The organism is Azomonas agilis, from assembly GCF_007830255.1.
Classification (GTDB): domain Bacteria; phylum Pseudomonadota; class Gammaproteobacteria; order Pseudomonadales; family Pseudomonadaceae; genus Azomonas; species Azomonas agilis.
Genome location: NZ_VLKG01000011.1, coordinates 18,011 through 32,254 on the forward strand (window position 1 = coordinate 18,011; position 14,244 = coordinate 32,254).

General features: G+C 49.2%; 8 protein-coding genes. 1 reads left to right on the top strand and 7 read right to left on the bottom strand.

What is annotated here, in order from left to right:
- Nucleotides 1-99: 99 nt before the first annotated feature.
- Genes LX59_RS12985 through LX59_RS12995 form a run of 3 tightly spaced genes read right to left on the bottom strand, consistent with a single transcriptional unit; the run spans nt 100 to nt 5,969 of the window.
- Complete coding sequence (locus LX59_RS12985; protein ID WP_144572481.1) at nt 100-1,632, bottom strand: efflux transporter outer membrane subunit; 1,533 nt, start codon at nt 1,630-1,632, stop codon at nt 100-102.
- Nucleotides 1,629-4,754 (bottom strand): efflux RND transporter permease subunit, encoded by a 3,126-nt coding sequence (locus tag LX59_RS12990; RefSeq protein WP_144572483.1) that lies wholly within the window; start codon nt 4,752-4,754, stop codon nt 1,629-1,631. Before LX59_RS12990 ends, LX59_RS12985 begins: the two co-directional genes overlap by 4 nt.
- 9 nt (nt 4,755-4,763) lie before the next feature.
- Nucleotides 4,764-5,969: an efflux RND transporter periplasmic adaptor subunit gene (locus LX59_RS12995; protein WP_144572485.1), complete on the bottom strand. Its 1,206-nt coding sequence runs from the start codon at nt 5,967-5,969 to the stop codon at nt 4,764-4,766.
- 213 nt (nt 5,970-6,182) lie between these two features.
- Between LX59_RS12995 and LX59_RS13000 the strand changes: the two genes are divergently transcribed.
- On the top strand, nt 6,183-7,589 hold the full coding sequence (locus LX59_RS13000; RefSeq protein WP_144572487.1) for an adenosylmethionine--8-amino-7-oxononanoate transaminase: 1,407 nt from the start codon (nt 6,183-6,185) through the stop codon (nt 7,587-7,589).
- Between the two features lie 19 nt (nt 7,590-7,608).
- Here LX59_RS13000 and LX59_RS13005 read toward each other — a convergent pair whose 3' ends face one another.
- Genes LX59_RS13005 through LX59_RS13020 form a run of 4 tightly spaced genes read right to left on the bottom strand, consistent with a single transcriptional unit; the run spans nt 7,609 to nt 14,125 of the window.
- Entirely contained in the window at nt 7,609-9,048 is a 1,440-nt protein-coding gene (locus LX59_RS13005) for a mannose-1-phosphate guanylyltransferase/mannose-6-phosphate isomerase (protein WP_144572489.1), read from the bottom strand.
- A 24-nt stretch (nt 9,049-9,072) separates the two neighbouring features.
- Nucleotides 9,073-9,675 (bottom strand): class I SAM-dependent methyltransferase, encoded by a 603-nt coding sequence (locus LX59_RS13010; protein WP_144572491.1) that lies wholly within the window; start codon nt 9,673-9,675, stop codon nt 9,073-9,075.
- The gene (locus LX59_RS13015; protein WP_246118757.1) at nt 9,672-12,065 is read right to left on the bottom strand and encodes a glycosyltransferase family 2 protein; all 2,394 of its coding nucleotides are present in this window, start codon (nt 12,063-12,065) and stop codon (nt 9,672-9,674) included. The genes LX59_RS13010 and LX59_RS13015 overlap by 4 nt, the downstream gene beginning before the upstream one ends.
- The gene (locus tag LX59_RS13020) at nt 12,047-14,125 is read right to left on the bottom strand and encodes a glycosyltransferase family 2 protein (protein WP_144572493.1); all 2,079 of its coding nucleotides are present in this window, start codon (nt 14,123-14,125) and stop codon (nt 12,047-12,049) included. Before LX59_RS13020 ends, LX59_RS13015 begins: the two co-directional genes overlap by 19 nt.
- Between the last annotated feature and the right edge of the window lie 119 nt (nt 14,126-14,244).

Sequence of the window (14,244 nt, forward strand, 5' to 3'; positions counted from 1 at the left end):
GGCTGCTCCAGCCTCTAAATCCACGGTCCCGCGTCAAGATTAACCCTGACTTAGGGTTAGGGCTATCCCTAACTCAGAGTCTATCTTTATTGAGAACTTCTAAAGCTCTGGTGTATCACGACCAAAAGCATCTTGCTGCCAGCCACCGCCTAAGGCTTTAAACAGATTGACCTCACTCACCTGCTGATTAAGCCGATCATCAATCAAAGCCTGTTGTACCGTGAACAGCTCGCGCTGGGCATCCAAAAGCGTCAAATAATTATCTACACCGGCCCAATAACGCAGCTCCGCCAGATTGTAATAATCTTGGTTAGCCTGCACTAAGTCCTCTCGGGCCTTTACTTGGCGCACATAGGTGGTGCGCGCGCTCAAACCATCATTCACTTCCCGGAAGGCTGTTTGAATGCTCTTTTCATACTGAGTAATACGCACATCTTTGGAGAGCTCGGCATACTTAAGACTTGCTTTTAACCGCCCAGCCGTGAAAATCGGCACACTGATACGTGGGATAAACTCCCAATAACCGGAGCCTGCATCAAATAAGTCTGAGCTTTGCGAACTTGCAGTACCGGCTGAAGTGGTTAAAGCAATAGTAGGGAAAAAAGCCGCGCGCGCTGCACCAATATTGGCATTCGCCGCCTTAAGCTGAGACTCAGCCTCCATAATATCTGGACGCTGGAGTAGCAAATCAGAAGGCAGCCCCGTAGCAAAGCTGGTCAATAGTTCCTTCTCAACTTTGATATCAGGGGTTAAGTTGGCCGGAATTTTTTTGCCCACCAGTAGCGTCAGCTCATTGCGATCTAAGTCAACTTCACGCGCATAACGCTCCATAGCGGCGCGGGTACTTTCCACCGAGCTACGGGCTTGGCTCACCTCCATAGCCGAAGAAACACCCGCATTCAGACGCGCTTCGGTCAGTGCCAAGGTCTGCTCATGGGTTTTTAGGGTATCTTTGGCCAGTTGCAGTTGAGTCAAATTAGCGCGCCAGCTCAACCAGACATTAGCCACGCTAGCAACTAGAGTCACCTGAGTGCTACGCCGTGCTGACTCGGAAGCAAAGTAGTTTTGTAGTGCCTCTTCTTGCAGGCTGGCCAGTCGGCCAAATAAATCGGCCTCCCAAGAAAGCCCCAGAGTCACGCTGTACCAACTGGAGATGGAACCACTGTTGCTGCTATTACCACTGCCTATGTAACCGCCATCGGTGCTGCCACTGCTGCTACCACCCCCACTGCTGCCACCATCACTACTACCTCCACTTCCCGCTCCACTGCCGCTGCTACCACCTGAACTCATGGCGGGTAAACGACGGCGGCTGGCTACGCTGTTGATGTTAGCCTGTGGAAATCGTTCAGCCCTCTGGATGATGTGCTGCTGTCGGTACGACTGCACATTCAAGGCTGCAACCTTTAAATCCTTATTATTTTCCAAAGCCAGCGAAATCACTTGGCGCAACGCAGGATCGCGGAAGAAGCTACGCCAACCAATATCCAGCGGTTGGCTCTGATCTGGTGTCGATTTTGCCGGTGCTTCGTACTGATCCTCTACGGGCAAATAAGGCCGCAAGTAGTCTGGAATCATGGAGCAGCCGCTTAGGGCCATCAGTATAGCCAGCCCCAATAAGGACTTTTTCACTCTGCCGCCCTCCCTGAAGGCTGTTCAGGCTTTTTAGATAGTGCCGTGATCACTACAAAGAACAGAGGTACCCAGAACAGAACCAGTGTTGTAGCACTAATCATACCGCCCAAAACTCCGGTACCAATGGCATGAGCACTGCCCGCACCGGCTCCTTTAGCGATGGCCAGAGGCAGCACCCCCAAACTAAAGGCTAGAGAAGTCATCACAATGGGGCGTAAACGCATACGACAAGCTTCCACTGCGGCCTCAAAGGCTGATTTACCCTGCTCATGCAGATCTTTAGCAAACTCTACAATCAAAATAGCGTTTTTAGCGGTCAAGCCCACTGTGGTTAACAGTCCCACTTGGAAGAAGATATCGTTGGATAGGTCACGCCACAAAGTGGCTACTACCGCACCCAATACCCCCAGAGGAACCACTAACATGACGGCAAAGGGAATCGACCAACTTTCGTACAGGGCAGCCAAGCACAAAAATACGACCAATAGCGACAAGGCATACAAGGCCGGAGCTAAGTTGCCCGACATTTGCTCTTCATAGGAAACCGCAGTCCAAGAATAGCCAATGCCGGGCGGTAGTTTGGCAATGATGTCGGCCACCGCCTTCATCGCATCCCCAGAACTGTAGCCATCGGCAGGACGACCCAAGATTTCAATGGCCGAAATGCCGTTATAGCGCTCTAACTTGGGCGACCCGTAAACCCACTCGCCGGTGGCAAAGGCACTGAAGGGCACCATGCGACCCTGTTCGTTACGCACAAACCAATCGTTGAAGTTTTCGGGGGACATACGGGCTTCAGCCGTTCCCTGCATAAATACCTTCTTCACCCGACCGCGATCAATAAAGTCGTTGACGTAACTAGAACCCCAACCTGATGACAGAATGTTGTTGATTTCTGTTAAAGAGACCCCCAAGGCCCGTGCTTTCTCATCATCAATCAGCAAACGGTATTGAGGCTCATCGTTCAAACCATTGGGACGAACAGCCGTTAGTACAGGGCTTTGCGCTGCTAATCCTAAAAACTGATTACGCGCTTGCATCAGTACTTCGTGACCTAAGCCGGTGCGATCTTCCAAAAACAGGTTAAAGCCCGAAGCGTTACCCAACTCCATCACCGCAGGAGGCGCAAAGGCAAACACCATGGCATCCCTAAATCCTGCAAAACGTTGCTGAGCACGAGCAATCAGGGCAAATACATCTTGCCCCGGTGCTTGACGTTCAGCCCAAGGTTTAAGGTTCACGAAGGCCAAACCGGAGTTTTGTCCACGCCCCGCAAAGTTAAAGCCGGTCACGGTAAAAGCTGAAGCTACGATGTCAGACTCCTCTTTCAGGAGGTAGTCACGCATGGCATCCACCGTTTGCTGGGTACGCTCAGCTGTGGAGCCCGGTGGTGTCTGCACTTGAACGAACATCACACCCTGATCTTCGTTCGGCAAGAAGGCTGTCGGTACTTGAGTAAACAGATAACCCACAGCGCCTACTATGCCTAGATAAACCAGCATAAAGGGCAGTTTATGATGCAAAATCCCGCGCACTCCCTGTCCGTACCGATGCACTCCCCGATCAAAAGTACGGTTAAACCAGCCGAAAAACCCTCGTTTTTCATGGTGATCATGGTCAGAAGGCTTGAGCAAACTGGCACACAGCGTAGGAGTAAAAATCAGCGCCACCAATACCGACAAGGTCATGGCAGCGGCGATGGTAATGGAGAACTGGCGATAGATAATACCCGCTGAACCGGTAAAGAAGGCCATCGGCAAGAATACCGCCGACAGTACCAAGCCGATCCCCACCAAAGCGCCTTGAATCTGATCCATCGACTTACGGGTGGCTTCTACGGGAGATAATCCCTCCTCAGCCATCAGCCGCTCGACGTTTTCCACCACTACAATGGCATCGTCCACCAACAGACCAATAGCCAGCACCATCGCAAACATGGTCAGGGTATTAATGGTGAAACCACAGGCCGCCAGTACCGCAAAAGTACCTAGCAACACCACCGGCACGGCTAAGGTGGGAATCAAGGTAGCGCGGAAGCTCTGTAGGAACAGGTACATCACCAAAAATACCAGTCCAATGGCTTCAAACAGGGTTTGTACCACCGTCATGATGGAGGCGGAAATCACCGGCGATGTATCGTAGGGGTAAACCACCTCAACCCCTTCGGGCAAAAAGGGCTCCAATTTAGCCATAGTTGCCCGTACCCCTTTAGCTGTCTCTAGGGCATTGGCTCCGGTCGCCAACTTAACCCCAATACCACTGGCGGGCATACCGTTATACAAGGAGGATAGGTTGGCATCCTGTGAGCTGAGCTCAACGGTAGCCACATCACCTAAGCGTACCTGTGAACCGTCTTGATTCACTCTAAGCAGAATCTTCCGAAACTCTTCCGGTGTTTTTAAGCGGGTTTTACCGATGATGGTTGCAGTCAATTGTTGGCCGGGAACCGCCGGTAAGCCCCCCAATTGTCCTGAAGAAATCTGCACGTTTTGCGCATTAATGGCATTACGCACATCTACAGGAGTCAGTTGATAGTTATTCAGACGCGCCGGATCTAACCAGATGCGCATGGCGTATTGAGTACCAAACACCTGAAAGTCACCCACCCCCCGCGTCCGAGAAATGGAGTCTTGGATGTTGGACACAATGTAGTCCGCCAAATCACCGCGATCCAAACGGCCATCGGTGGACACTAAACCGAGTACCATCAAAAAGCTGGTGGCGGACTTAGTCACTCGAATCCCTTGCTGTTGTACTTCTTGAGGCAGCATGGGAGTGGCCAATTGCAGCTTGTTCTGTACCTGTACCTGAGCAATATCTGGGTTAGTCCCCTGATCGAAGGTAACGGTGATGGTCATGTTGCCATCGGAATAGCTTTGCGAGGAGATGTAGCGCAAACCATCCAAGCCGTTCAGTTGTTGCTCAATCACCTGTACCACGGTGTCCTGTACCGTTTGTGCTGAAGCTCCGGGATAACTCACAGAAATAGCAACCGCAGGTGCTGCAATACTGGGATATTGGTTAATGGGCAAGCGCAAGATGGACAGCGCTCCAATCAACATCACCAACAGGGCCAACACCCAAGCAAAAATAGGACGATCAATAAAAAACCGCGACATATCCTATCCTCAACCGGACTGAGCAGGCCGGTCAGCTCCGCCCTGTGTATCAACACTGCTCTGCATATCAACATTGGTAGCAGGAGCTACCCGTACTTCAATACCCGGTTTGATGAACTGTAAACCCTCAGTAATCAAACGATCACCCTCATGCAAGCCTTCAGTAATCAACCAACGATTGCCAACAGTGCGGCTTGTTTTCACACGCCGTACCTCAACCCGATTTTCAGCGTTGACCACCATGGCAGAGGGCTGGCCGGTTGAGTCACGGGTAATACCTTGCTGAGGTGCCAAAATCGCTGCAGTTCTAACTCCTTCGGTCAGCTGAGCATGCACAAACATACCGGGCAGCAACAGGCGCTTAGGATTAGGAAAAATGGCTCGCAGAGTAACCGAGCCGGTACTTTGGTCAACGGATACTTCAGCCAACTCTAATTTGCCCTCTAAGGGGTATTGGCTGCCGTCCTCCAAGGTCAAACTGACTTTGGCGGTGTTCTCTCCAACCTTTTCTAAGCGCCCTTCATCCAAATCACGGCGCAGACGCAACAACTCACGCACGGGCTGAGTCACATCCACATAGATAGGATCGAGCTGGTAAATAACCGTCATTGGCTGGGTTTGCCCGTTGCCGACCAAAGCACCCTCAGTCACCAAAGTTCTACCAATACGCCCAGAAATTGGGGCCATCACTCGGGTATAGCGCAGATTGATCTGGGCTTGCTCGACGGCAGCAGAAGCCTGCTCTACGGTGGCAGAAGACTGCAACATGGCTGAGCGTGCATCCTCATACGCTTGGCGACTCACGGCTCGGTCTTCAACCAAGTCAGCGTAGCGATTGGATAAAGCACGGCTAGAAGCTAAGCCGGCCTGCGCATTTTTTAAAGTAGCCTGTGCATTTTTTAAGGCAGCTTGGTACATGGAAGGATCAATTTGATACAACTGCTGACCCGCAGTCACCTCAACCCCTTCAGTAAACAAACGTTTTTGAACAATGCCATCAACCTGTGGCCGAACCTCTGCAACCCGAAAAGATTGGGTACGTCCTGGTAAATCGGTGGTTAAGGCTAAGGATTCCGTTTTTAGGGTGACAATTCCTACCAGTGGTGCAGGAGGAGGGGCCGCAGCAGCGGGGGTGGCTTCTTCTTTACAAGCCGTCACAGCAAAAGGCAAGGCCAACAAGGCCAATGCGCGGCCAAGGGATGGAATGGATATCATGCAAAACCTCTTGGGCAGGCTAATTGCCGCAGAAACGCCCTGACACAGGTAATAAAGGTTTCCGAATATAATTACATTCAAATATGTCTGTAAATAAGCAGCCTTATCGAAATATTGCAAGTAGTCTCTGTACAACGAGTAAGCCATGTAGTGTGCAGACCAAGGCCTTAGCAGACGAATCGAATCCTACAAAGTTAATTATTGGAGCAATTGATGAGTGAAAATCATCGCTGGATGCAACGTGATCTCGCTGTACTCTGGCATCCCTGTACCCAGATGAAAGACCACGAACAGCTCCCACTCATTCCCATCCGCCGCGCAGAAGGTATTTGGCTGGAAGACTTCGAGGGCAAGCGCTACCTAGATGCCGTGAGCTCGTGGTGGGTGAATGTATTCGGACACGCCAATCCACGCATTAATGCCCGCATCCGCCAACAGCTAGAGCAGTTAGAGCATGTCATGTTAGCAGGGTTCAGCCACGCTCCTGTGATTGAGTTATCCGAGCGCTTGGTCCAGATCACTCCAGAGGGGCTCTCGCGGGTATTTTATGCCGATAATGGCTCATCTGGCATCGAAGTAGCGCTTAAAATGAGCTATCACTACTGGCGTAATCTGGGGCAGTCTGAAAAAAAACGCTTTGTGACACTCACTAACAGTTATCACGGCGAAACCATCGCCGCCATGTCGGTGGGGGATGTTCCCCTATTCACTGATACCTACAAACCACTGCTGCTGGATTGTTTTAAAGTGCCCAGCCCCGATTGTTACCTTCGCCCGGAAGGAGTCAGTTGGGAAGAACATTCTCAAGCTCTGTTTGTACCTATGGAGCAATGCCTAGCCGATCACCACCACGAAATTGCTGCCGTAATCGTTGAACCTTTGATTCAAGGCGCGGGTGGTATGCGCATGTACCATCCAATCTACCTCAAGCTATTGCGCGAAGCCTGTGATCGCTATGGAGTACATCTGATCGCCGATGAAATTGCCGTGGGTTTTGGACGTACCGGAACCTTGTTTGCCTGTGAGCAAGCCCAAATCAGTCCCGATTTTATGGTGCTGTCTAAAGCTTTAACGGGCGGCTATTTACCCATGGCCGCCGTTTTAACCACGGATCAGGTCTATCAGGCTTTTTACGATGACTACAGTACTCTGCGTGCCTTCTTGCATTCTCACACCTACACCGGCAATCCTCTGGCCTGTGCCGCTGCTTTGGCTACCCTCGATATTTTTGCGGAAGATCGAGTGATTGAACGCAATCAAGGCTTAGCAACCCATATGCGCAAAGCCACAGCCCACCTCAGTGATCATCCTCATGTGGCTGAGGTGCGCCAAACTGGCATGGTACTGGCCATTGAGCTGGTGCAGGATAAAGCCAGCAAAACCCCCTATCCTTGGCAACAGCGGCGCGGTTTGGCTGTCTATCAACACGCCTTAGAGCGTGGGGCTTTGCTGCGGCCTTTAGGAAATGTGGTGTATTTTTTACCGCCGTACATCATTACCCCTGAGCAAATAGATTTTTTAGCCGAAGTCGCTACTGAGGGTATTGATCGTGCCACCCAACAAAAAGTGCAGGTAGCTGTTTCAGCCTGTGCGCCTGACCAGTTTCGTGATCCCGGTTAGCGCAACAAAGCCCAAGGCTTCAGGAGGAAGTACGGCCATACTCGTCCTGAAGCCGCACAATATCATCCTCTCCCAAATAGGCACCGGACTGTACCTCAACCAAATGCAGCTCAATGCGCCCCGGATTCTCCAAGCAATGCACATGGCCCAAGGGAATGTAGGTGGATTGGTTTTCCGTCAGCAGCAGCTCTTTGCCTTCGACCGTGACCTTAGCGGTACCACTGACCACCACCCAATGCTCCGCCCGATGATGGTGCATTTGCAAGGATAGGCGCTCACCGGGCTTGACCATGATGCGCTTCACTTGAAAACGCTCACCTTTGTCCATGCCCTCATACCAACCCCAAGGACGGTAAACCCGCACATGCTCTAAATGCTCACGACGTTGGCTTTGCTCAAAAAACTGAATCGCCCGCTTAACCTCCTGAGCTTTATCGCGGTGCATCACCAATACAGCATCAGCGGTTTCTACTACCACCACGTCCTCTAAACCAATGACCGCCACATGACGATGCTCAGCCCGTACATAGGAGTTTTGTGTGTCAGACACAAACACATCGCCTTGAATACAGTTGCCTTCAGCGTCTTTATCCGCAATTTGCCACAAGCTGGCCCAAGAGCCCACGTCACTCCAACCAAAGCTGGCGGGAATCACCGCCGCCTGTTGGGTAGACTGCATGACCGCGTAATCAATTGAGTCCGAGGGGCAACCCACAAAAGCTTCTTGATCGGGACGACAAAATCCAAGGTCATCCGTCCGTGCCTTCCAAGCCTGAGCAACAGCCTCAAAAATATCCGGACGATGGGTTTGCAATTCATCCAAATAGCGGCGGGCTGTCAGAACGAACATGCCACTGTTCCAGACGTAATTGCCCTCAGCCAAAAAACGCTGAGCCGTTTGCTGATCCGGTTTTTCTACAAAGGACAGCACTTGGCAGCTAGGATTCTCCGAGGATAAGTCAGATAAAGCCTCGCCCATACGAATGTAACCATAGCCAGTCTCAGGGTGCGTAGGCACAATGCCAAAGGTCACCAAATAACCCGCTTCAGCGGCTGGAATGGCCTGGTATACCGCAGCCTTAAAAGCAGCTTGGTCATCAATGACATGATCGGCAGGTAATACCAGCATCACCGCTTCAGGATCAGTTTCCATCAGCTTAAGTGCTGCTAAAGCAATGGCTGGTGCTGTGTTGCGACCTATGGGCTCAAGAATAATGCTGGCGGGCGTATGCTGAATTTCTTGCAGTTGCTCTCTAATGAGGAAGCGGTGCTCGTTATTGCAAATCAGGATTGAGGATTGAGCCCCTGCGATACTATCCACACGCCGGATCGTAGCCTGTAGTAGGCTGGCTTGCTCCGTCAGTGCCAACAACTGCTTTGGCATGGCTGCACGGGATAGAGGCCACAACCTAGTACCACTCCCCCCCGATAGGATAACGGGATGAAATCTTCGATGCATAAAGGCCTCAGCAGTGATTACCGGTTAATGGCGACAGGCAATAGCCCACAGATCATAGGATTTACCAGAGACAATACGAACCTCCGTAAATCCTGCTTGAAGTAACTTCTTACCTAAATAATCTCGCGTAAAACCAGAACGGTGTGCCATGTACTGGTTGCCTTGAGCAATAGCTTGTTGATGCCCAAATAGCATATCCATCGCCTTGATGGGCCCTGCTGGAGAGGTATAAATAACTGAATCTAATTTACCCTCTACAATCAACTGCGCAATGGCTTTTAAATCCGGCAAGGTAATTAATGCAAAGCCGCCGGGTTTCAGTACACGGTACAGCTCCTGAAGCGCCTTGGGTACTTCACACCCCTCTAGGTGCTCTAAGTTATGCGAAGACCAAATGGCATCAACACTGGCATCTGCTACAGGGCTAAGATCGGTTAGGCTGGCCACAATATCAGGCTTAACACGCTCATCAATATCTAAACGCACCTCTTGCCAGTCTTCTGCGCGAAAACATTCGGGTAAACGTTCTGGGCCTGCCATACCACAACCTACATGCAACAATTTCTTAGTACCCGGTTGCTTTAGGCAGGGAACAAAATGAGCTAGGTCAGTGTGCGTAATTTTCATGCCGTTGTTTTCACAGGGGTTATGCAGCGAACTTTAGTACTGCGTGGTGGGAGAGCCAAACCACCGTAAGGCCCAGTTAAATAATCTGCACTCAAACAGGGATGGTAATACTCATCCAGTTCAGAATTAGAAAACCAACGGGTCATAAAGTTGCTTTGCTCTCGATAGGCACGGGCTATTTTACTTGGAGCATCCTCCTTACCACGACTGGCCGATTCTGCATGAATCAAGCAGGCAAAGGGTGTCCAAATGCAGCGTAATCCCTGTTGAGCTAAGCGCAGACAAAAATCCACATCATTAAAAGCTACAGGAAACGCCTGAACATCCAATCCGCCTAAACGCTGATAATCCGCCTTACGCACTAACAAACAGGCAGCCGTCACCGCAGACAGCTCACGGGCTACCTGATTTAGTCCAAGATACCCGGCATCCTGCTGATCCCAATAATTACCAATATGGGCGGCTAAACTATTTATGCCCACCACCACACCAGCGTGTTGCACCATGCCATTGGGCCAGATCAGCTTAGCCCCCACAGCCCCTACACCGGGACGCAGTAGCTGGGAAAGCATTTCCTTCAACCAACCGGGGTCTAACACCTGAATATCATTATTAATCAAACCCAGAATGCTGCCTTTAGCCTGCTCAGCCGCCCAGTTATTGATCGCCGAATAATTAAAAGCATGGGGATAACGCAGTACCCTAACGCCGCGCTCAGCGATTTGCTCTAGGTATTCCAGAGTCTCGGCTTGATGGGAGTCGTTATCTACAACGATAATCTCTAAAGCAGGGTAGTCCGTACCCGTTAATAATCCTTCAATGCAGTTTCTCAAGAGCGCTAATTGATCACGAGTAGGAATAATCAGGCTAATTAAAGGTACATCATCCGGCAAAGGCCAAAGCACTCGATTCAGAGCCGGATACTTAGGCAGAGGAACTAAACGAGCACCTGGATGGCGTTGGGCCAACAACCACTCTAAGGTAGCTTGACGCTCGGGATTGGCTTGAGCTTTTTCAGGATACCTAAGGGCACTGAAGTGTCGGTGATACAAAACTTGCGGAATATGCAGCACCGGACGCTGATTAATGGCCACCACACCAGCCAATAGAGCATACCAACAGGGTTGTATGCTGGCCTGCGAATCGCGCAAATAGGCTATGGCTTGTTGTAATACCTCGGCCTTGAAGAATAAACCCGATGAAAACACATCCAGCCCATAAAAAAGGGTTTCATCCCAAACGGGCTTAAACCAAGGATTGCTCCGCTCCCCTTGTGGGCCATCTTGGTCACAATCCCAGTAACCCCAACCCGCATCTGATGCGCTTATTGATTCTGATAAGCAAGCTAACGCCCCGACCGCTAGCCGATCACCGCACTGGACAGGAACCACTAAATCGACCCCAGACAACGCGGCCCACAAGGCTCTTGGTAACTCTGAATCCTTAAGCACAACGACCTGAATCTGCTCTGAAGACAAGCCCTGCTGCTGAATACTGGTTCTTGTCTGTAATTCTTTCTGTGCTTCCAAGTCCCCGGTCACCACGACCAAAATTCGCTGTGTTACAGAAAACTGCCGGGATTTTACCTGCTGAAAAGCACTAAACCATTGAGGGTAGTGTGCAAAACCGGCACTGCAAGGTAGTCGTGCCTCTTGGATCAAGCTCAAGCGTTCTAATAGCGGTAGCCATTCGGCGGTCTGTTTACAGCTTTTATGCTCAATCTGCTGTAATAACGCGCTAATTCCTTCAGGATGGGTACAAAAATGCACCGGACTTCCCATCACAGAAGAGCCGTCTTCTAACTCCACATGAAGTATATGCAACTGACCATCGGCCAGCTCCCAAGGCAAGTTTAATTCAAAACCATGATTAGCTGATGAGCGGTATACCAGTGTCGGGTTTAAGCGATTAGCCAGCGTTGTGGCTAAAACCTGCCCCTGTTCATGCACTCGAACCTTCAAAGTTTGAGCGGGGCGATTAGGATCAAAAGCCCAACCTTTCAAACTAAGACCACCGGAGTACCAAACTTGGGTGGCTAATGGATCTGCTTGCACCGCTTCAACCACAGGTAACTTCAGACTACCTGCAAGCCAAGGGCCTTGGTTGGCAATTCGAGCTGAAATGCATTGCGTATTTTGAAGCCATTTCGGGTGTAGTTGCACCACAAAGCCGTGGAAACCATCCCCGGGCACATCTAGGGGTTGTTCTACATCAGCCCGTACTAGCGCGACAAAAACACCGTCCAGATAAATTTCTACGGCTAAACGTAATTCAGGATCATTAGGCAACATGGCCCAACCCTGCAAGATATCACCCTGTAGCCCGATAATAGCACCTACCGAAGCATTAGACTCAAGGGTTAACTCATGCATTATATTAATGTCGGACATAGTTGCTCTGGAAGATAAGCCTGTAAGTCAGTAATAGGAAATCCCCCCAAAGAATGCAATAGCAAAGAATTTGGGGCAAACAAAGGTAACTGATACTTCTCAGCTTGCTGTGCTGCAAACCAAGAGTTGATATCCGAAGATTTCGCCTTATCCAAACTTAACGCCAAACTTACTCCACATAGGCTCACAAAATCTTTATCGGATAAACTGGCTACCTGTGGTATAAGAAATACATTAGAGCAGTTTAACAACTGTACTTCCCAAGGGCTTCCTGGCTCAACCAATAATCGTATATCTGGATTATTTCGTGCTAAGTAGCGAGCTAAGTTTAACCAATAGGCTCCAAGCTTTTGGCTCAACTGATCCGCTATTAACCAGTAGCGCCCCGGAAGTTCTGGATATTCTCGCTTTAATATCGATTTTTTATTCGGTGTAGAAGCTTTAGGTTTAGATTGCTCTAACAAATTTAATAAGTGATTACGTGCCTCGGCCAGAGGGTCTGCCGCTACAAAAGCCTCAAACTGACGCTCAGCTAAAGGATAACGCTGACGTATCACCACATTATTCTGATAAGCCCAGAGTGCCTTTTCTGAACCAAAAGAATGGCCTCCAGAATGGGCTACAAAAACATGAGTTGCTCCCATATGTCGCCAGCCCTTAGTTTGGGCACGTAAACACCAGTCTGTTTCCTCGCCATACCCTCGACTCAGCCCAACCTCATCCAAATAGCCCACATCATTTAACGCTGAGCGTTTAATATAAAAGCAAAACCCACACCCCATAACCAATTCAACAGGAGGCTGATTTGCTTTACGGGCTAAGTAATCCAACTCCGCATGCTGCTTTGGCGTAGGCATAGGATGAGCGACAAGCGGCTTTGGAAAGCTCATTAACTCACCGTTGTTGGTAAAGGGCGTTACTGAGGCAACATCTTGCGCAGAATAGGCCACCGAGCGCAAACGATCTAACCAATTGCTATAAACCCGAGTGTCTGAGTTCAGCCAAACAACATCTCGCTCGGGATGCAGGGTCATGCCGCGATTTATATTGCGAATAAACCCTAAATTAGCTGGCCGCTTTATATGTACAAAATCATGCTTTCCGGCTAAATTATCAATAGCCTCAGTCAAACTATTATCTGGACTACAGTCATTTAGCACAATAATTTGATGCAGCGTTTTATTTTTTGATTTAGCTTTAAATAAACTTTCTAAACACTCTAGAGTTGCTTCTTTAGATTTATAAACCGGAACTAAAACATCTACTGGATGCTCAAATGAATTAACCTCTTCAGGCATAGGAGGTACCAGTACAGGTAAAGCCGCAACAGGACTTCCTATCAGCTCTTCATTTTGAGCATCCTCGAAATATACATACAGTTCCTCTAAGGGCTCAGGAATCTGAATTGAAATCCCACCATGGAAAATCAAAAAACCTGCATTTATAAGTAGAGGGCAAGGTAATGAAGCTGGAAATGTGGCCGTCATAGTGGCCGTTTTTAACTTAATATTTAAAACGCGATTGGGAGCACGCAAATCTAAAGCCCAACCCGTTAAAGTTTTATTTTTTAAATCGTAACGCACTACACCTATTGGGTGAGATTGTTGAGGCCCTGAGTCATCAGACAAAAAAGCAAGTAGCTGACGCAATTCTAAAGGATCATCAACGTGAGCAATATGCGATCTGACTAATGCATTTAGATCAGATTTAGAATAATGAGCACTGCAATAGCTCCAATATTCTCTTCGAGCCAGTTTTTCCTTTGGAAAAGTAGTTGTTAACCACTGTAGGTAAGCTTCCTGTATCGCACTTGAGCCTATTTCCTGTAAAGACTTCCAGAGTAAAATGTAAAGCTCGACTTTTTTTGGATTACCCTGAATGGCTGAACTTAAATAGACTAGAGCATCTATATAGTTTTTTTCGCTTATAGAAGAAACACCGCTGCGAATTAGTGTATCTAAAGACCTAGATGTATTTACCTGAAAAAAACTTCCACTAATGACTGGGTTAATATTTTTTCCGAAGTATAGAAAAATCAACTTAATTAGTTCGCAAGTCAAAGATAAAAGTATTTCTTAATAGTCTTTATAAAAAGATTATTAAGAAATACCCCAGCCTAAGCTGGGGTATTTCCGAATGCAAAGATGTAACTAATGCATTACATCAGCTAAGCAACCCA